This window comes from Cyclobacteriaceae bacterium (assembly GCA_025808415.1).
Taxonomy (GTDB): domain Bacteria; phylum Bacteroidota; class Bacteroidia; order Cytophagales; family Cyclobacteriaceae; genus UBA2336.
This window is the reverse complement of record CP075525.1, coordinates 1,846,733-1,867,497: the sequence shown is the minus strand read 5'-3', so window position 1 is coordinate 1,867,497 and position 20,765 is coordinate 1,846,733. Positions and strand designations below refer to the sequence as shown.

The following is a 20,765-nucleotide window of genomic DNA, read 5'->3' as shown; positions in this document are numbered from 1 at the left end:
GTTGGAGCCGTAAAGATTAAAATTTTAGTTTTAGAACGATGAAAAAAGTAGTTTGGATCCTATTCGTGTTCAGTGCTTGTGCCCCGGTTCCTTATGGGGGTTCAACTAGTCAAAGCGGGCAAAAAAGATTGAACCTGGACGACCAGGTGTATGAGAAAAATATAAAGACTGTTCGCCTTTTCAGGGCCGAGGCAGACCCTATGAGCCAGCAATTTCCTGCCGTTACGCGCATTGGCCAATGGAACCTGATTTTGGAGTTCGATGACCTGCACACCGAACGCGATAATTACTACTTCAGGATTGTACACTGCAATCAAAACTGGACAAAGTCTGTACTAATGGACCTGGACTTTCTTACCGATTACAACGAATTCCCGATCAACAACTTTGAATTTTCGCTTGACACCTGGCTCCCCTATGTGCACTATTGGGCCCCTATGCCTGCTGTAAAACTTCCGGGGAATTATGTGGTTGTGGTTTACCGTGGATCGGACAAAAATGATATTGTCCTAAGCAAAAGGTTTATGGTGTTCGATCCACGCATAAGCTTTTTGCGCGATGGCAACCTGATCAGCTCAGGCAGTGCCGCCATCCGTAGCCAGCAACTTAATTTCACGCTCAATTACAAAAACATTGAATTGATCAACCCCATTGAAACCGTTAACGTAACCGTGCGCCAAAACCAACGGTGGGACAACCTGGTGCAGGAAATTAAACCCAGCTTTTTGCGCGAAAACATCCAGGAACTTGAGTACCGTTTTTTCGATGACAAGAGTTTGTTCAGGGGAGGCAACGAGTTTCGTTTTTTTGATTTACGATCGCTGAACTACCCCGGAAGAAATGTGGCCTACATGGATAAGAACCGTGTGCCGTGGATAGCCTATATCGACAAAGATAAAAACCGCTCAACCGAAGCGTATTCACAATACCCCGACTACAACGGAAACTTCCTGCTCGACAATTACGACTACCGAAGGGTAAGTGCATCCAACTATATAAATGTGGCATTTACCCTGGTCTCGCCTCAGCCAGTTGATGGTGATGTGTATGTAACAGGTGCCCTCACGCAATGGGGCTTTACGAACGAAAACCTTATGCGTTATGACAGCCTGAAAAAAGAATACTCAACAACGCTATTACTCAAACAAGGGTGGTACGACTACCAGTATGTGTTGAGATCAAAGACACAACCACCGCTGTTCTTTGAAGGAAGTCATTTCCAAACAGAAAATTTTTATGAAGTATTTGTTTACTACCGTTCGTTCCAACCTGCGGCCGACCTGCTAATTGGTTATATGACCTTTTTTGAAAATCCTCGTTAGGCGTAGATGGCATCACACTGCTGTTCACGTTTTTTATTTAAATATTTTTATACGTCTTACTTAACATCAGAGTCTCCTGAGGGTGACTCTGGTGTTATAATTTTAATTCTTATTCCTCCTATCCCGCAGAGTCCCCTTCGGGAGACTCTGCGGGGACAGAATTTTTATGAAGTATTTGTTTACTACCGTTCGTTCAAGCCTGTAGCTGACCTGCTTATTGGCTATATGATGTTTTTTGAAAATCCGCGTTAGGCGAAATAGCATCACACTGCTGCTCACGTTTTTTATTTAAATATTTTTATTCGTCTTACTTAATATCAAGAGTCTCCTGAGGGTGACACTGGTGTTATAATTCCTCCTATTCCGCAGAGTCCCTTGCAGGAGACTCTGCGGGGACAGAAGATAATAATAGACTTGCTGCCGCAGAGTCCCCTACGGGAGACTCTGCGGAGAAGTAATTTGTTTCTATTCATTTAAACATTTTCACTTGTGTTCTTAACATCAGAGTCCTCTGCGAGTGACTCTGATGGGGCGTAATTATTAATACACGTGTAGCATCAGATTCTTCATAAGCCATTGCCATTGGAAAAATTATTATAAATGAGAATACTCTACCAATAAATGGCATATCAATGGAGATTGACAAGATTGAGAATAGAATAATTAGCAATCCTGCTATACCTGCTGTGATTTCCCTTTTATAGCGCTTTGTCATGATCTCATTTATTCATGGCTCAATAGAATTTCCAATCAATAGGTTTAATCTGATAACTACTACAAGAATATTAAACATAAAATGAGCACATAAAATAAGGCTAATAGAATATTTGAAATATTTTTTGCGCGTTCCGCATGTAGAAATTTTGATTTTTTCAAAATAAACCATGCACTTCTCGACTGAGGCTTATAAGAGCTATGTTTGGTTCCGAAAGTAAAATCCACAAAATCAGAATTGAATTCACTAAGGTCATCCATTACAATAAATCTAAATGCATAATAGCTCTTAACATGAAAAAGCAATAGAATGATTAGAGCGAAAATTATCCACATGATGTTTATTTCTTTAAGTATTTAGTTGGAATTACAAATGTAGTTGCATCACGCTCAACTTTCGTAGGATCTTTATACGGCTTTAAGTCCCCGCAGAGTCTCCCGAAGGGGACTCTGCGGAAGGCGCAGTCAGATCCTTATCTTTCAACTCCGCATAATTCAGTACCTCATAAATTCCTTGTTCACCGAAAGTATAAAATTTAGCCGAACTATGAGGGTAATCCCATGGTTGCCTGACCAGGTTCCACTTTCCACGGCATGGATTTTCGTGTATATACCTCAACTTTTGCTCAATGAAGTCATCTGTGTAACATTCCTTCCAGTCGAATGAGGGTTCAAATACATCGTGGAGCTTTCCTCTTTTTCTTTCAGTAGTGTTAACATGCAAGGCGAGTTCCAATAGCAGATTAGCCTCCTTTCTTTCCTCCAAACGCCTAACAAGTTCATAGGCCATAAAGCGCTTCCCGTTACCAACGATGGAATTTATCGATTTTCCAGTATTTCGAAATCCAATCAAGGCATGAAAATGATTAGGCATAATGACAAAGCCTAAAATAAAATGCCCCTTCCCTTTCAGGTAATCAAACCATTGATAGACCACAGAATAGCCATCGGTAATTGAAAATAAGTGATGCCAGCCTCGGCACGTTATCGTGATAAAGAAAATACCACTCTTTTCAGTTATGGCTTTACGTACACTCATCTCTCAGTAAAGATAATATATGAGCTGCTACCGCATAATCTGCAGCCTCGTGCTTACTTGCTCACACGATACTTAATAGGAGAACCAGGTGTTATAATTTTTATTAATCCTACTCCTGTTCCGCAGAGTCCCTCCCGTTTCCGCAGAGTCCCTTGGAGGAGACTCTGCGGGGACAGAATCTCTTTATACAAAATAATTTTATTTTTTAAATACAAGCTCATAATGAATTGAATCTCAATCTTCTTATCATCGATCAAAACTCTAGTGTAACGATATTGTCCTATCAAATAGAAAATAATTATCCAAGTCACTAAAAACAATACATCAAGTAATATTAGTCCATACACATCAAAGTATCTAACTCCAACAAAAGCTAGCATTGGCGGAATATTTCTACCTAGTAACATCCATAGCGGATAGGTTATCTGAATTTTATCATTATTCTTTGTCACTTCCAGAGGATTTGTTGCGCACATTATACTTTTCGGCCACATCGTCAGACAGGTATAGAGATGAGCCAAAAAGCCTTAAAAACTCTGTCGCTGTAGCTTCATCTTTAAAAGTTAATGATGATCCTACAGATTTCCCTAAAGAAATTGTTGATCCTGCCAAATTTGCCACGCCAATCACAATTTTCCCATTCTCAAAATATTCCCCTGCTTTTGGCCCTAACTGCCTTGTCAGTTGACTCTTTATTAAGTCAACATCCAAATTAAGACCATCAGTAACATCTACTGTTGCGCTAAAAATGTCATTTGCTGCCAATCCGATATCCGTGACTCCAAGTAATAGAGCAACTCCACCTTCAGCAATACCTCCTATACCAGTCGCTGCACCTACAATACCAAAAACATACTTTCTAGCAATCCTCGATTCTTCGTCATCGCTTAGAGCGAAGTCCTTTAGCAGAAGAAAACCATGATAACCGCCTTTCTTTACATCAGATAATCCTCTTTCGAATCTCGTTTTGGGTTTCCTCCATGACGGGTCGTAGTTTAATATAGTTGATCCATCCCTTCTTTCTTCAATCGTTAAAAGTCCATAACTGGGCGGATTCGAGGATTGCACAAACTTATTATCTTCCCTAACATATTCACTCCATCCAGATTCAAAATATTGGTTAGGAGAAGGTGAACTATGAATTAGGTACGTTAAGAAAATATCATCTTTGTTTGTCACCGTTCTAATTTTCCCAAGCCTATCTTTAATTACAATTTTTTCCTCCAATCCATCGAGATCAATTGCCCATATTGGTTTATTCCCCGCAAACTGGTATGGTGTATACCACGGGTAAGATTGTGTGAGCGGATCCACACTCAAAAACCTACCATACCGCGGGTTATAAATTCTAAAGCCGTAGTCGTAGCTGGTATCGCCCCAGGTGTTTTCGGTGTCTTTCTCTTTGCCGTTAAATCCATAGCGGTAGGCTCCAGCTGGGGAGGAATAGGTGCGGCCGGGCATTTTCGCTGCCAAAGGCGTAGTAGTCGGTAGCGGCTACAATTTTGGCAAAGGCGCAGTCGGGCGAGATGTTGATGTTGTCGGTAACTACGCTGAGTACGTTGCCCAGGTGGTTGGTGAGTTCGTAGTGTTTAAGGCCAAGAGTTTGCATGGCGTGTGCACGCCCGCCCCGGTACTGGCCCAGGCGCGAGCTGCCGTAAATGGGTTGTTCGGCCATTTCCAATGCATCTTCAACACCTGCCGTTATGGTTGCCGCATATATTCCCATAATGTTACCACTGGCATCGCGCACATAGCGCGTTACTTTTCCGGTGTTGTTGCTGTTCAGCATCTTTTTCTCTATGCGGTTACCCGCCCCATCGTACCGGAACTCCAGCTTGCTGCCATCGCCTTTGGTTACGCTGCGTACTTTGCCGTAAGGAGTCCACGCAATGCGCAAGCCTTTTTCCTGGTCCAACACCAAATTACCAATGGCATCATAATTAAACTGGCCTTCGTCATCGCCAATAATATACGCGCGGAAGTTGGCAATAGCCGGAGTTCACCAATAACGAATTATGTCTTGTCCACACCTGATCGCGTGTATCGGCCAGCACCTCGTTGGGGTTGCGAGGCTTGAAGTCGCCATCGTAATAGCCCAGCGTATAGGCAAACACATCGCGCCCGGTTTTGCTGGTGCCGTAACCGTCATTGCCCAAGTCACTGGCGTAGGGCATGTTCACCCCTTTTATCCAGCCTTGCAGGGTGTAATAGTAGTCGAGGCCCTGCACACCGGTATGGGGCCCGAGCCATACCCGCGCCAGCGGGCCGTGCAGGTAATAATAGTATTCGGCCTCCCTGTCCCACAGGTATCCATCCACCGAAGTTTCAACGCGTGTAATGCGGTTGTCGGCATCGTAGCTGTACTTGTGTATAAACTGGTCGGGTTCGCCATACTGGTAGAGTACGTAGTTTACTTTTCCGCTCACCAGGTCGTACACGTAGTCGGTGCGTTTTTGGCCCATGCCCGGTATTTGCTGCAGCAGAGATTTCACGTTATCGTGAATATCGTAACTGTAGTAGGTAGCTACAACCGAAGGTGCGTCTTTCTCGTGCACTTCCACCCACGCCACGCGGTTGCGCAAAAATTGCTGCGGGAATTGCGGCAGATTGGGGTGCGGAAAGTCGTAGAACGTTTTGGTTACATCTTTCAGTGTATAGGTAGCGGCATTTGGGAATGCCTGGTCTTCCAGCAAGGCTGTAAATGATTGAGGCGGTGCCGCGCTGTACAGTTCGCCTACTTCCACAATGCGGCCCTGGTTGTCGTAGCGGGTGTAGGAATATTTACCGTCAATAAGTTGTTGCGCATTTTGCGACAGGCGGAGCTGACCCCTTTGATTATACCAGAATTGTGATGTGGCGGCATCGGGTGTGTTTTGCCACGTGCTTTGGTTGAGCGAGTTGAACCGGTAGTGTGTAATCAATTGATGGTTCGGGTAAACGGCTTGACCGCTCAACACCTGGTTAATTCCGGTTTGATCAAGCGGCACTACGCCTTTGGGCGGCACAGTTTGCACGAGGTTTCCGGCCTGGTCGTAATAATAAAGTGTGTAGTGGTGTTCACCGGTGTTGTAGGTATAGCTCAGCGCTTCGGTGGCATTGACCATGCAGTTGGTGCTTTGGCGCGTGTAGAATTGTGTAGCCACGGAGTCGATAACACGGGAGATGGCGAAGTCTATTAATATAGAGTCTTCTTTGGCGGCATTGGCCAGGCATTGTTGCACCACTTCGCTCCAGTCCACGCTGAATTTCCAGTTTCTGAGTGTTACGTTGAGCGAGTCGTATTCGAGGCAGAGTACGAGGCGGTGGTAGCTGGTGTCGACCGGAGCGAGTTGAACATTAATGTTTTGGCTGCGCAGGGTGAGGCCAGGTGCATTCGGGTTTTGGATTTCGTAGTAGTGTGCGAGGCTCGCATCGGCTGCCTGGAAGTTTGATTTGGTGTAGGTATGGCCCGTTTCAGTAAAGCTTGGAGCTAAAGCCACACCGGCTTTGTACCAGCGATATCTACTCAGCGGTGAAGTGGCGCGATCGATGGTGGTGGTGAGGCTAAGGGTTTCACCGGGGAAGAAGTAGATGGTTTTGGGATTATCGATGAAGCGTTGGCCTGCATACCTACTTGCCGGGCTCCTCGCAATAATAGAGGCTTACGTGAACTGCGTTTCTTCCATTCCAACAGGCTTTGATAGGCTTTTCTGTTAAAATTCATCGATTTGTAACAAAGAGTATTTAAATATACATAATATCTGTAACAAATAGTATCATAAATAATGATTACAAGGATCGAAAGAGGATGCAATTGTGCTAAAATCAACACAATTGGAAGTAGGCAACATAACCTTGCTGACTACGCCATAAGAATAATGATTATCCATTCATGCGACACAGAAGCAGGCCTGTTCACGGTCTGTATTGACGCTACGAAAAAACTATTTTCAGCAATAACTGCTAAGCATAAATCGCATCACGCTGCTGCTCACGCTTGATAGAGTCATTGCCGGCTACATCCAGCATACCAAAGCCTTTGTGGCAGAAATACCCCAATCCGTTTTCATAGACAAAACGCTGTACTTCCGGTGCAGCATACAACGTAAAAGGGAAGGTGTAGCCCCTTACTTCGAATTTTACATCGCTATCGTAGAGGGGATAAATACGTGCAAATTTTTTTCCGGCTGCCTGCAGGCGCTGTAAATAACCGGGATCGGGCACCAATTGAAATTTATAAAATGAGGTTAGTTGTTCAGGCGTATACTTACCTGTGGCTTCCATCCGGCTAATGGTGGAGTCATAGAGTAAGTCAGAGAATTCATCGCTCTCAGGCATGATAAACTTTTTACCCTGCTCATTATTGAATGCAGCAGGCACCGGAACAATGGGTGAAATGCATAAAAATTTAGCCTCTGTCTGAATCTCAACCGGGGGTTCCTCTTCTATGGAATCAGGCACCAGGTGAAGGCTGCCAATCATAATATCCTTTTGCTCAAAAAGCTGGGCTGTAAAATAGCTCAGAAATTCCCGATCGGCACACGCAAAAACCAGGGTAACTTTAGACGAATAGTAATGTAAACCTTTGCGGCTGATCTTAGTCTGCCCTTTTAACCCGGAGAAATTAAACTGGGTGTACGCCTGGTATGATTTATCAGGCCCAAACATTAACAACCCTTTTATGAATTGCGCCAGCAAGTACTGATGGTGAAACGGAACATAGGCTCCCCTGTTCTTCAATGAAAAAATGATCCTGGTTCTCAAGCTTTAAAAAATAAAAAAGGGTTAAAAAATACCTAAACCTAAAGCCCCGCTGTAACCTGATAATGAGCGGTTTATAAAACTACGAAAAAATCAAAAATTCAAAAAGGGTATGTAAGGAATAATTAGACATTGAACCGAAAATGCATGATATCGCCATCCTCCACCACGTACTCTTTGCCCTCTATGGCCATCTTACCGGCTTCGCGGCAGGCGTGCTCAGACTTATAGTGCTGATAATCAGGAAGCTTAATTACCTCAGCTTTGATGAAGCCTTTTTCAAAATCGGTATGGATTACCCCGGCAGCCGCAGGTGCTTTCCACCCCCTTTTTATAGTCCAGGCGCGTACTTCCTTCTCCCCGGCTGTAAAATAGGTTATCAGGTTCAGCAGGCTGTACGAGGCCCTGATCAATTTGTTCAATCCGGATTCTTCCAAACCGTATTCCTTCAAAAATGTAATGCGGTCTTCTTCCGTTTCTAACTCCGCTATTTGAGCCTCAATGGCTGCGCTGATAACCACCACTTCTGCATTTTCACTTTTCACCAGATTCCTCAGGGCCTCCACATGCTTGTTGCCTGTAAGCACCGAAGCTTCATCTACATTGGCAACATAAACAACCGGCTTAGCGGTTAATAACTGTAAATCCTCAATGGCTTTCTTATCCTCTTCAGGCACCTGCACTGCCCGTGCGTTCTGACCGGCCAGTAAGGCATCGCGGTATGCTTGCAGAACGGCCAATTCCTTTTTGGCCTTGGCATCACCGCTCTTCGCAATCTTCTCCGAACGGGAGATTTTCTTCTCAACTGATTCTAAATCCTTTAACTGTAACTCGGTGTCAATGATCTCTTTATCGGCTATTGGATTTACCTTTCCATCAACATGAACAATGTTGTCATTATCAAAGCAACGCACCACATGCACAATGGCATCTACTTCACGTATGTTGGCCAGAAACTGGTTCCCAAGCCCCTCGCCCTTACTGGCTCCTTTTACCAAGCCGGCAATATCCACAAACTCAATGGTAGTAGGAACTACCTTTTGCGGGTTCACTAACCCCTCCAATATCCGTAACCTGGGATCAGGAACGGAGATCACGCCCACGTTAGGCTCAATAGTACAAAAGGGGAAATTTGCCGCTTCGGCTTTGTTGTTGGACAGGGCATTAAAGAGTGTTGATTTTCCTACGTTGGGCAAGCCCACTATACCACATTGCAATCCCATGGGTTGAAAAGATTAGTTAAAAACAGGCCGCAAATATACTCGGTTGAGCAGGAACGGAAACAGAACACAATAAAAAAGCCCTCGCTAAGGAAGGCTTTACTCTATAGGTTAAGGGTAGTTAGTCCCATTTAAGATCGCTATCGGCTGAGGATTTGGCAACCGGGGCGGTTGCCGCTTCTTCATGGTGCTCGTCAGCAGGGTGATGTTGGTCGAACTGGTCGAAATCAACTTCGGGCATAAGCTCCTGTTTTACGTGGTTTACGGTATTGGTCAAGGCTTCCATAAACTTATTGAAATCTTCCTTGTACAGGAAAATCTTGTGTTTTTCGTAGGTAAAACCGTCTTCTTTAAATCGTTTCTTACTTTCGGTAATCGTCAGGTAGAAGTCGTTTGAGCGTGTCGACTTTACATCAAAAAAATAAGTACGCTTACCAGCTTTCACTTTGGCCGAGTATATCTCATCCCTGCCGTTCGTCTTGTTCTCTTCCACAATCCTGCAAGTTTTAGGTTAGGTTAGGGTAATTTTATTGTGTTAATATAGTATTTTGAATAGTCATTGCAAATACTGTTTACTATTCAGACTTGTTCACAATAAGGCAATACCGTACAGAAGGGCTTGCAAGCCCCATTTTTTAAGATAACCATGCCCGTAAAATGAAAGTTAACTTACAGGATATCAGGCAATCAGCCAACCTTGAACTTTTGGCGAGGCAATTGGTAGAGGGCTTTATTACCGGTCTTCACAAGTCGCCCTACCACGGTTTTTCTGTTGAATTTGCCGAACACAGGCTTTATAACGAAGGGGAAAGTACCCGGCATATCGATTGGAAAGCCTATGCACGTACGGATCGGTTATTTTCCAAACAATATGAAGAGGAGACCAACCTCCGCTGTCTTATTGCCATAGATACTTCTCCCTCCATGTTCTACCCTGCCGAGACAAAGGCTAAAATCAGGTTCAGCGCTATTGCTGCTGCGGCTATGGCTTATATGCTAAACCTGCAGCGCGATGCCGTGGGGCTGTGTTTGTTTTCCGATAAAATTGACACGCTTACACCTATTAAATCATCCCGGTCGCACCTTGAAAAGCTTCTGTTAATATTGCATGGCCTTATGGAACAACAACCCATGAAGGTGCAAACCGAAATTGCCAGGGTGCTCCATGAAGCGGCTGAAAAAATCCATAAACGTTCATTGGTGGTGCTATTCAGCGATATGTTTGATGGTGACCCGGATAATACCGATGAACTTTTTAAAGCCTTACAACACCTGAAACACAATAAACACGAAGTGATTGTTTTTCATGTAATGGATTACGACACTGAGCTGACTTTTCAATTTGAAGACAAACCCATTGAATTTATAGACCTGGAGAGCAATGCAAAACTGAAGCTAAACCCCGGTGACATACGGCTCTCCTACCAGCACGAGGCTAAAAACTTCTATGACACCCTGAAGTTACGCTGCCACCAGTACAAAATTGATTTCGTTAAAGCGGATATCCGGCAAGATGTAAATACCATCCTGCAAACTTACCTGATAAAACGGGCTAAGATGCGGTGACCTTACTCCTGGTGCAGGTAAGCTTTACGGGCAGCCAATACCTCTTTTGATTCTACGTGATCCGGGTCGGGCACGCAACAATCCACTGGGCAAACGGCCGCACATTGCGGCTCTTCATGAAACCCGGTGCATTCGGTGCACTTGCCCGAAACGATATAATAAAATTCATCTGACACGGGCTTTTGTAAAATTTTGGCATCCTGCACTGATCCATCCTCCAGTTTAACCTCCGTGAGCTTGGTTCCGCCAGCCCAGTTCCATTCGCGGCCTCCTTCATAAATAGCCGTGTTCGGGCATTCGGGTTCACAGGCCCCGCAATTGATGCATTCGTCAGTAATTTTAATTGCCATGCTTTCAGTAATTTCGCGCGTTACAAGTGTTGCAAAAGTAATCTGCTTCAACCATCCGTCAAACAACGTAAATACTTTAAAAGTTTTCTTTCATGACCCCGGATCAACGAATCAATGCCTTCACCGCATTAGGTCATCACCTTCAAAACCTGAACGAGAATACGGTAGATCAACTTGTTATGGAAGCTGGCCAGGAAAACCCCTGGTTTACCCAAGCCAGTATTCGTAAGGCTATAAAAGGCATTGTAAATTACCTGGACCACAAGAAGTTAAAACAATGGCTTCAGGACTACAACCTCCAAAACAGTAATCCCAAAACAATTGCGCTCATTATGGCGGGCAATATTCCTTTGGTGGGCTTTCACGATCTGTTGTGTGTATTGCTAAGCGGCCATAAAGCACTTATAAAACTGAGTTCTAAAGATTCAAAACTAAACCGCTACCTGATCGAACGGCTTATCGGCATAGCGCCTGGTTTTGAAAGCCATATTACAATTCAAACGGAAACACTTAAAGGTTATGATGCGGTAATTGCTACCGGTAGTGATAATACGGCCCGTCATTTTGAATATTACTTTCGGAATGTGCCCCACCTGATCCGAAGAAACAGGACATCGTGCGCCATACTCTCCGGTACTGAAACCAAAAATGACTTTATAAACTTAGGATACGATGTATTTGATTACTTTGGCTTAGGTTGCCGGAATGTATCCAAACTATATATTCCCGTAGTTTACGACTTTAAGCCCTTACTGGAAGCATGGAAAAGTTTCGGACCGGTAATCCAACATCATAAGTACGCCAACAATTATGATTATCAAAAATCAATTCTACTGGTAAACCAGCTTCCTTTTTTAGACACAGGTTTTATCCTTTTGCAGGAGAGCGATAAACTGGTTTCGCCAATTGCCGTATTGTATTACGAACAGTATAGTGATGATAACTCATTAAAAAAAGCGCTGGAGGCCAGCGCTTCTAAACTTCAATGCGTAGTTGGTGAAAAATTTCCCGCAACAATTCCCTTTGGTAAAACCCAACAACCGGAACTGTGGGACTATGCTGACGGTATCGATACCATGGCCTTTTTGAGTTCCATTAATTAAGGTTTAACCCCTCTTAATATTTCTACCCAACCGGTAAACACCTGTCCGTTAGCCTGCAGACGATAATAATATATACCATCACTTTCACTTCCTCCATCCCAGGCCGTATCATTCGTGTAATTGTTTGAAGAATACACCTGGTTACCCCATCGGTTGGATACAATAAGCTTGGCGCCAGAGCCCGGCAGGTTACGGATCGCAAAAGTATCGTTAATACCATCGCCATTTGGCGTAAACACATTCGGGATAAATATGTCCGTATCAACCGGTATTTCTATTTCGGTTGTTACAATACATCCCAAAGCATCGCGCACCGTTAAGGTGTAAATACCGGCATATAGATTATTGTATTGAGCCTGCATGCGAAGGTTGCCGGGGTTGCGCGTAACAACAGCAAAATCGCGAATGATAAACTGACCGGGAACTACCGGTGTGGTCAGTTCAATCTTCAGTTCATAATCAACTTCACCACTCTCTTGCAACACTACCAGCATTGATCCGGTAGGCAGGTCAGGATAAGATTCTTTAATGTGTTCAACAGCCTGGAACCCTAGTGCCGCTGAAGGTCCTGAAATATTCAAGGATTGGAACAACGTAGCTACACTACAGCCATTGATGCTTGTTTGATCCTGTATCAACCGCAATTGATAACTTCCGGGAGCGAGGCCGGTAACAGTATACGTATCGAGCGCTTCCAGGAAAGTAATTGTTCCGGTAACCGGAACCCCTCCGGTTACCAACTCATAGGTGTAATTCAATGCCGGGGCACCAAAAATATTGCTAATAGCTATCGAGCCTCCATCACCAAAGCAAACCTCATTCGCTGCTGTTGCTGTAAAGCCGGTTTGGAATACACCTTGCACCGTAATCGGGCCAAGTTTTGTAGGACATTGCGAACCCAATGAGCGCAACCAAACAAAATAATTTCCATTAACCAGGTTTGGAATAATAACCGTTAACCCTCCCGTTGATGTATAATCCGAAACAGCCGGAACAAATACCGGATCGGTGGTCACTGCATACTCATAAGTGCCTACGTCAAGCAAGGTTAAAATTATACTGCCGTTTGTACCACCCGATACACAATCCGGGGCATTGACAACCGGAGGAGCAACATTAACAAAACCTGGAAACGCCACCGTGCGGGTGAATACCTGAGAACAACCACTGTTATCGGTTACAATGAAATTATACGTTCCGGCTGAAAGGTTATTGAAAACATTTCCGGCAGGTAAGCCCACCGGAACTTCAGCCCCGGCTAAACCAAATTGGAAAGTATACGGCCCACCATCGCCACCGGCAGGCAATGTATTTATGGTAATTGATCCATCATTATTGTTACACGTAGCCGGTGAAGCTGTTAATGCCGCTGTAATGGCCGGATTAAGATTATTGATGGTAACCATAACGGTTGCCGGGCACTGATCGGCCGGGTTATCGCGGATGATCACCGGGTAAGTACCATTTGGAGGTAACGTTGTAATGGTTTGACCCGACAAAAAAGTTATCCAATTTATTCCATCAATGGAATATTGAAAAGGAGAAGTACCTCCGGAAATAACCGTAAACACGGCCTGACCGGTAGGTTGGCCGAAACAAGATGCATCAACAAAGTTAGTGGCTGTTGCCTGCACCGTTACCTGAACATCCAAGGTATAGGGTTGCTGACAAACGTTACCTACCGCATCTTCAATTCTGTACTGGTATGAATCCGGTGATAATCCGTTAAACGTGTAAATACCGGAAGGACCAACCTGGGTTAGCGTACCGGATGTTCCGATAAGTTGAATGATGTAGTTGCCCGCAGTAAGCCCGGTAATATCCAACGTAATCTGGCCATCGTTTTGGTTGCTACACGAAGGACGTTGTGTTAAGGCATCCACCACAGTAATGGTGTAGGCAAAGCAATTTAAACCACCACAACCAATAGTCGCATTAGGTACTGTAAAAGATGCCACGTTGGTGCAGCCCAATAAAACATCAGTAACTGTTATTGTATAACTACCATGCACCAGAGCAGAGATGTCTTCCGTAGAAGCTGTAAACCCTGAAGGCCCGGTCCAGGAAATTGTATAAGGGCCAGGGGTTCCACCAATGGTTACATTAAGTGCTCCGTTGAAAGGTCCGGTACACCTATCGTTGGCTGTTGCACTTACCAGTGAGATAGAAACCGTAGTTGCATTTTGGGGAACGTTGAGAACAAATACATTGGAACAGCCAATATTCTGATCGGTTATGGTTACTGTATAATCACCGGCATCCAGATTATTGATGTCTTGTGTTGAGGCAGTGAAGCCACCGGGGCCCGCCCACGAGAAATCATACCCACCGGGAGTACCCGTAACGGAAGTGAGCTGAATCGCTCCGTTGAATGGCGCTAAGCAATTTGAATTTGGCGTGATGGTTTGTGTGATGGCAATAACCGGAGCTGCATTAGGAACATTAATAGTACTCACTGTTTGACATCCCAAAACCTGATCAGTTACGGTAACATCGTAATCACCCGGTTCAAGCGCTGTTATGGTTGCACCTGTTCCAACAAAACCATTGGGGCCCGTCCATGAAAAATCAAACGGTCCGGCTGTACCACCACCACTTACTGTTATTGATCCATTGAATGGTGCAATACAGTTCGTGTTGCTGGTGATATTATCAACAGACACCAAAACTGGTGGTGTGTTATCTAAAACAGTAAATGTAACAGTTGCCTGACAACCAATTCCTGTGTCCGTTACGGTAACGTCATAGTCACCATGAACAAGTGCTGTAATATCTTCATCGGTTGAAGTAAATCCACCTGGGCCCGTCCAAAAATAATCAAAAGGCCCGGGAGTACCGGAGGCGGTAATATTCAATGAACCTGTGAAAGGTGCCTGACACGTTGTGTTTGGTGTAGAAGCGTCAAGCGTTACCAAAACAGGTGGCGTTAAATCACCAACCGTCAGCACATATACATCACTACAACCGTTGTTCTGATCCTCTATTGTAACTGTATAATTTCCTGAGCGAACATCGGTTATAGCTGGTCCTGTAGCTGTAAAGCCAAGCGGCCCGGTCCAGTTAAAAGTATAAGGTCCGGGGGTTCCTCCTGCCGTTATAGCAATCGATCCGTTAAACGGAGGTTGGCAATTCGAATTATCAATAATAGTTTGAGAAGTAATGGAAATCGTTGGTGTGTTATCGCCAACTGTAAATACTGCACTTACTGCACAACCAAGCGTTGTGTTTGTAGCCGTTACCATGTAGTCGCCATGCTCAAGACCGGTCAGATCTTCACTGGTAGAGGTAAATCCATTAGGGCCTGTCCAGGAGAAGGTATACGTTCCAACCGGTGAAGCTGAAATTAAAATGGCTCCATTAAACGGTGCAGTGCAGGATGAATTATCACTGATGGCATCGGCCGTTACGGTAACAACGGGAGCGTTATTGCCGACCGTGAACGATTGAATAACTGCACAACCGGTAGTATTGTGGGTTGCCGTAACTTGGTAAACTCCTGGTGCCAATGCCGTTATATCTTCAGCCGATGAAGTAAAACCACCAGGGCCAATCCAACTGAAGGAATATGAACCTGCGGGCACAACATTGATCAATATTGCACCATTGAACGGTGCATTGCAACGATCATTATCTACAACAATTGATGTAAGGGTTGGTAATACCGTATTGTTACCGACAGTAATGTTAGAAGTAATATTACAACCGGTAGGCCCATCAGTTACCACAACTGTATATAGCCCATCCGCAACATTGGTGATATCTTCGGTAGATGCAGTAAAACCGCTAGGCCCCGTCCAACTAAAACTAAACGGACCGGTTGAACCACCAACAGTAATATTTATAGAACCATTAAAGGGCGCAGTACAACGACTATTATCAGTTGTGCTGCTGGTTAAGGTTAGCGTAGGCGCATTATTTAAAATGACAACACTGGCTACTTCAAAGCAACCCGAAACATTGTGCGTAACCGTTACAGTATAAGTTCCGGGTTCAAGGGCATTAATATCTTCTGTTGATGCCGTAAATCCACTAGGGCCGGTCCATGCAAATGTAAAAGGGCCTGGCGAGCCTGCAACCGTCAGGTCAATAGATCCATTAAAAGGAACTGCGCATTGATTATTGTCAACAGAAGTGGTTGTCAAAACAAAAACCGGACGATTGTCGCCAACGGTTATTGTGGCACTTACTGTACAACTTGTAGCCGTTTCCGTTACGGTAACATCGTAATCACCATTTTCCAATGCTGAAATATCTTCCGTGTTTGCCGTGAATCCATTTGGCCCCGTCCATGAGAACGTAAAAGGACCTGCAGAACCACCAACGGTAATGTTAATGGCACCATTAAAGGCCGGCAAACACCTTGTGTTGTCTGTTACAACAGAGGTAATCGTTAACGTTGAAGTTACATCCGGTACATTAATTACCGAAATAACTTCGCAGCCACTGATGTTGTCGGTTACCGTAATGGTGTAGTTGCCCCCAATCAAACCCGAAATATCTTCTGTGCTGGCCGTAAAACCAGAAGGGCCTGTCCAGCTAAAGGTAAATGGGCCAACCGAACCTGCTACCGTGATGTCGATAGAACCTGTAGGTGTTCCGCACTGATCATTTGGAGTTACTGCACTGGTAAGTGTTAAGGTTGGTGCAGCATTACCAACAGAAACATTCAATGTGGCGGTACAACCACTGGGGACGTCCGTAACCAATACTGAATAATTTCCATCCTGAAGGGCAGAAATATCTTCTGTGCTGGCTGTAAAACCTGATGGGCCTGTCCATGCAAATGTGTATGGACCCGCTGATCCTGCCACGGTAAGATTAATTGCTCCGTTAAAGGGTACAACGCATCGACTATTATCTGTTACCACACTGCTCAATGTTAACGTTGGGGCAGTGTTGACAATATTAACATTGGTAGTTGCGGAACATCCGCTGGTTACATCAGTTACAATAACGATGTACAACCCACTCTGTAGGTTAGAAAGATCTTCTGTTGAATAGGGACCGCCCGGGCCTGTCCATGAGTAAGTAAATGGCCCAGCCGAACCGGCAACCGTTAAATCAATGGATCCATTAAAGGGTGCAACACAGCGGCTGTTATTGGTAGCAACTGTTGTTAATGTTAACGTAGGTGCAATGTTGTTAATCGTTACGTTAGCAATTGCTGAACACCCACTGGGCACATCCGTTACCAAAACAGAATAGTTACCATCCTGTAAGTTAGAAAGATCTTCTGTTGAATAAGGTCCACCGGGGCCGGTCCATGAATAGGTGAACGGCCCTGCTGAACCAGCTACTGTTAAATCAATGGAGCCGTTAAAAGGTGCAATGCAACGGCTGTTATCAGTTGTAACCGTGGTTAAGGTAAGAGTAGGCGTATTATTTCCAACAATGGCATTGGTAGTTGCTGTACAACCACTTGCGTTATCCGTTACCAAGACATTATAGACACCCGGCTGAAGATTAGCGAGGTCTTCCATAGCATATGGCCCACCCGTGCCCGTCCACAAAAAAGTAAAAGGGCCAGTTGAGCCCGCAACAGTCAGGTCTATTGCACCATTGAATGGAGGAACGCACCGGCTGTTGTTTGTTACAACCGTGGTTAACGTAAGCGTAGGTACAACGTTATTGATTGTAACATTGGTTGTAGCGGTACATCCGCTGGGTACATCGGTAACAATAACAGTGTAAACACCATTTTGTAAGTTGGCAAGATCCTCAGTTGAATAAGGGCCGCCAGGGCCAGACCAATCAAATGTAAATGGCCCGACAGAACCCGCCACAGTAAGATCAATGGTACCATTAAAAGGAGCTACACACCGGGTATTATCGGTTTTGGTAGTTGTTAGTACTAAAGTTGGTGCAGCATTATTTACCGTTATGTTGGTAGTAGCGGTACAGCCGCTGGCATTGTCTGTAACCAACACAGTATAAACACCATCCACTAAAGCAGTAATATCTTCAGTATTGGCGGTAAAGCCCGAAGGCCCATTCCATGCAAAAGTAAAGGGGCCTGCTGAACCCGCCACGGTAAGATTAATTGCTCCGTTAAACGGGGCAATACAGCGTGTGTTGTCAGTAACCACGCTGGTAAGCGTTAGCGTAGGTGAAGCATCACCAACAACAATGTTACCAATAACAACGCACCCGCTAGGCACATCGGTAACAGTAACCTGGTAAGCCCCATCTTCGAGGGCTGTGATGTCTTCGGTATTGGCGGTGAAGCCGCTCGGCCCGGTCCATGCATAGGTGAAAGGGCCTGCAGAACCTGCCACGGTTAAATTGATTGCACCGTTGAAAGGAGCGACACACCGTGTATTATCAGTAACCACAGAAGTGAGCGTTAGCACAGGCCGATCATCACCTACTACAATGTTAGCCGTTTCAATGCATCCGCTTGGCACATCGGTTACCTGTACGGTGTATGTACCTTGCTCAAGGTTCGATATGTCTTGTGTGTTAGCGGTAAAGCCACTTGGGCCTGTCCATGAATAAGTAAAGGCTCCCGCGCTTCCCGTTACGGTCAAATCAATTGCCCCATTAAAAGCTACGCAACTGGTGTTGTTTGTGACTGAATTGGTCAGCACCAATGCCACAATATCCGCTGTGATAAACCCATTCATGATGCGTGGGGTACAAACACCCAGGCGTGCCTCGACATTTAAAATATCGCCATCGGAAAATGAGCCCACCGGCACCGGAATATTGATCGGTCCACCGGTTCCGATAACCGTAGGAATGCCCACTGATGAACCGTTAACAAGCACTTCATAAACGACCCCCGACTCTGAGCCCGCCAGGCTAACCGTAGCGCCATTACCCACACAAATCAGTTGAGTGCCTGGATTACTAATATTTTGTAAGGCTGGTTGAGGATCAGTTACTGCTATTGGGCCCAACGAGAACGTACAATTTGAACCATTGTCCGTTACTGTAAGGTTGTAATTGCCGCCTGCAAGCCCGCTAATGTCTTCAGTGTTGGCCGTGAAAGCACCGGGGCCAGTCCATGAGTAGTTGTAGGAACCCGAACCACCACTTATTGTAACATTGATCTGGCCATCCGGGGTGTTACAACTGCTGTTATTTATAGGAAATCCGGGATCGACAGAACCAGTGATTACTGGTGATGAAGCGATGGCAAAAAAGAAATTGAAATTTGGAGCGGGGTCGCCATCAGAAACAACCAACACATAGTTGTCCGGGCGAAGGCCAGTAACTGTTGCCGGCACACCTGTGTTCAGCGGGCCAAAATGCGTGTCACCGAAGCCTAAGCCAAGTATGAAATAAGAAAATGGCGGGGTTCCACTGGTTACTGTTATCCGAACCGATCCGTTAAAAGATCCACCGCAAGCATTTCTGACTTGATCAACGACTACCGTTGCAGGTTGGGCATACGCAATACTGGAAACCAGTGAGAGAAGAAGAACGATTAAAAAATAGTTGGCCTGGCGCATCCTGATGAGTTTAAATTCCTTTAAGGGTTACGGTGAGCTGTTTGGTACATCCCCTATCATCCACGATGACAAAATCATAAAAACCAGCCTTCAAATCACGAATTTCCAAACCCTTCATGGGATTTTTGGCATCTTTTGGATCCTTGTTAATCAAATAGATTTTATAGGTTTTCGATTTTTCCCGGAAGATAAATTCAATTTTTCCGTTTGTTTTACCCGTGGATGGTTGTGACAATTTTGTCTCAACGTTAATTTCATCACAGCCTGCAACCTGGGCAGGAACTTTGCCTGAAAGCAGGAATAATGCAAGCAAAGTACTGAATAGTAATACCTTAGTATAGTTCATCTCAAGTGAAAATAAGAAAAATCAACTTAGTATATATAGTTTCCAAAAAATTAATGTAACCAAAAAATGCCCTTTAAGGCTAATCGTAAAGATCAGATTAATTGATCTTACTGCAAAAAAGTAGTGTTACTAAAGAAACTCATCCCCAATCCATGTACTATTTAAAGCAAAAAATCAATTTTTTAAGTTTTAAAAATGCTTCCGGTTTAATATTTCGCTCATGATTATGGCCTTTCTAAACCCTTCCGGGTCGCGTAAATCATCAACATAGCCTTGCAAAACAGAACCGCCCTGCTGCCCTGACTCAAACTCGGTAAACCTCCCGTATTTCATACTTACATTTTCCAACTTGAGTGATTCCTCCAGGGAGTCTCGTGAATAATCATGAATCTTGGCTTCTTCGTATTTCTGGTATATCGGATCAGTTTTCCGGTAATCGGGTATTACAGGTTTGTACTCGTCCTCTTCATCCTCCAAGTCATCATCATAATCCACATATTCGGGTTGCTTGTAGGGCGCGTATGTTGGCGGCCCTTCTTGCTTCGGTTTTTTTGCTTCTGTAATCTCCCGAAGCAAATCTTCGAACGATATAGGCTTTGGGGAAGACTGTTGTGGCTCCGGTTTAAACTGAGGCGCAGCAGGCTGTTGTCGCTGGGCAGGGCGCTTTGGTGGTGGGGCCTGTTCCCTGGCTTTCTTTCTAACTTGGGTAATCAGGTATATCACCCCGATGATTACATAAAGCCAGAATTGCAGGTTATCCATACGTAGCAAATGTATCCAAAATATTTGAATTTATACCATTCTAACGGGTTTTACCGCAATCCAAACATCCTGTGGCAGGCTTGCTTGGCTTATGTGGTTTTCATTTTATCTTTGCTGCCTTCATTTTTTCAACAACCACAATAAGCGAT

The 20,765-nt window shown here is 44.6% G+C and carries 16 protein-coding genes; 3 read left to right on the top strand and 13 right to left on the bottom strand.

Annotation, left to right across the window (positions count from 1 at the left end):
• The first annotated feature begins 38 nt into the window (after window positions 1–38).
• Window positions 39–1,322, top strand: a complete 1,284-nt coding sequence (locus KIT51_08750; GenBank protein ID UYN88317.1) for a DUF5103 domain-containing protein — start codon at window positions 39–41, stop codon at window positions 1,320–1,322.
• A gap of 1,132 nt (window positions 1,323–2,454) precedes the next feature.
• On the opposite strand, the gene KIT51_08745 is transcribed toward KIT51_08750, so the two are convergent.
• The 9 genes from KIT51_08745 to KIT51_08705 all read right to left on the bottom strand — a co-directional run bounded on the left by KIT51_08745 (window position 2,455) and on the right by KIT51_08705 (window position 9,528).
• Window positions 2,455–3,075 (bottom strand): hypothetical protein, encoded by a 621-nt coding sequence (locus KIT51_08745; GenBank protein ID UYN88316.1) that lies wholly within the window; start codon window positions 3,073–3,075, stop codon window positions 2,455–2,457.
• Between the two features lie 53 nt (window positions 3,076–3,128).
• On the bottom strand, window positions 3,129–3,527 hold the full coding sequence (locus KIT51_08740; protein ID UYN88315.1) for a hypothetical protein: 399 nt from the start codon (window positions 3,525–3,527) through the stop codon (window positions 3,129–3,131).
• On the bottom strand, window positions 3,514–4,536 hold the full coding sequence (locus KIT51_08735; GenBank protein UYN88314.1) for a hypothetical protein: 1,023 nt from the start codon (window positions 4,534–4,536) through the stop codon (window positions 3,514–3,516). Before KIT51_08735 ends, KIT51_08740 begins: the two co-directional genes overlap by 14 nt.
• Window positions 4,484–4,990 (bottom strand): hypothetical protein, encoded by a 507-nt coding sequence (locus KIT51_08730; protein ID UYN88313.1) that lies wholly within the window; start codon window positions 4,988–4,990, stop codon window positions 4,484–4,486. The genes KIT51_08735 and KIT51_08730 overlap by 53 nt, the downstream gene beginning before the upstream one ends.
• Before the next feature lie 40 nt (window positions 4,991–5,030).
• Window positions 5,031–6,554, bottom strand: coding sequence for a hypothetical protein (locus tag KIT51_08725; protein UYN88312.1), 1,524 nt, complete (start codon window positions 6,552–6,554; stop codon window positions 5,031–5,033).
• Window positions 6,555–6,580: 26 nt separating this feature from the next.
• Window positions 6,581–6,778, bottom strand: a complete 198-nt coding sequence (locus KIT51_08720; GenBank protein ID UYN88311.1) for a hypothetical protein — start codon at window positions 6,776–6,778, stop codon at window positions 6,581–6,583.
• A 239-nt stretch (window positions 6,779–7,017) separates the two neighbouring features.
• Window positions 7,018–7,818, bottom strand: a complete 801-nt coding sequence (gene cas6 / locus KIT51_08715) for a CRISPR-associated endoribonuclease Cas6 (GenBank protein UYN88310.1) — start codon at window positions 7,816–7,818, stop codon at window positions 7,018–7,020.
• A 122-nt stretch (window positions 7,819–7,940) separates the two neighbouring features.
• The gene (gene ychF, locus KIT51_08710; GenBank protein ID UYN88309.1) at window positions 7,941–9,038 is read right to left on the bottom strand and encodes a redox-regulated ATPase YchF; all 1,098 of its coding nucleotides are present in this window, start codon (window positions 9,036–9,038) and stop codon (window positions 7,941–7,943) included.
• A gap of 118 nt (window positions 9,039–9,156) precedes the next feature.
• Window positions 9,157–9,528 (bottom strand): PUR family DNA/RNA-binding protein, encoded by a 372-nt coding sequence (locus tag KIT51_08705; protein ID UYN88308.1) that lies wholly within the window; start codon window positions 9,526–9,528, stop codon window positions 9,157–9,159.
• A 164-nt stretch (window positions 9,529–9,692) separates the two neighbouring features.
• Here KIT51_08705 and KIT51_08700 point away from each other — a divergent pair, with 164 nt between their 5' ends.
• Window positions 9,693–10,601 carry a DUF58 domain-containing protein gene (locus KIT51_08700; protein ID UYN88307.1) on the top strand — a complete coding sequence of 303 codons (909 nt, stop codon included), beginning with the start codon at window positions 9,693–9,695 and terminating at the stop codon, window positions 10,599–10,601.
• A 2-nt stretch (window positions 10,602–10,603) separates the two neighbouring features.
• Here the strand turns inward: KIT51_08700 and KIT51_08695 are convergent, their stop codons facing one another.
• Window positions 10,604–10,951, bottom strand: coding sequence for a 4Fe-4S dicluster domain-containing protein (locus KIT51_08695; protein UYN88306.1), 348 nt, complete (start codon window positions 10,949–10,951; stop codon window positions 10,604–10,606).
• A gap of 92 nt (window positions 10,952–11,043) precedes the next feature.
• On the opposite strand from KIT51_08695, the gene KIT51_08690 reads away from it, so the two are divergent.
• On the top strand, window positions 11,044–12,054 hold the full coding sequence (locus tag KIT51_08690) for an acyl-CoA reductase (protein UYN88305.1): 1,011 nt from the start codon (window positions 11,044–11,046) through the stop codon (window positions 12,052–12,054).
• On the opposite strand, the gene KIT51_08685 is transcribed toward KIT51_08690, so the two are convergent.
• From KIT51_08685 to KIT51_08675, 3 genes are all read right to left on the bottom strand, one after another.
• Window positions 12,051–19,508, bottom strand: a complete 7,458-nt coding sequence (locus KIT51_08685) for a gliding motility-associated C-terminal domain-containing protein (GenBank protein ID UYN88304.1) — start codon at window positions 19,506–19,508, stop codon at window positions 12,051–12,053. The two genes, KIT51_08690 and KIT51_08685, sit on opposite strands and share 4 nt — an antisense overlap.
• Before the next feature lie 10 nt (window positions 19,509–19,518).
• Window positions 19,519–19,854 carry a hypothetical protein gene (locus KIT51_08680; GenBank protein ID UYN88303.1) on the bottom strand — a complete coding sequence of 112 codons (336 nt, stop codon included), beginning with the start codon at window positions 19,852–19,854 and terminating at the stop codon, window positions 19,519–19,521.
• Between the two features lie 189 nt (window positions 19,855–20,043).
• Window positions 20,044–20,616: a hypothetical protein gene (locus KIT51_08675; protein ID UYN88302.1), complete on the bottom strand. Its 573-nt coding sequence runs from the start codon at window positions 20,614–20,616 to the stop codon at window positions 20,044–20,046.
• Window positions 20,617–20,765: the final 149 nt, after the last annotated feature.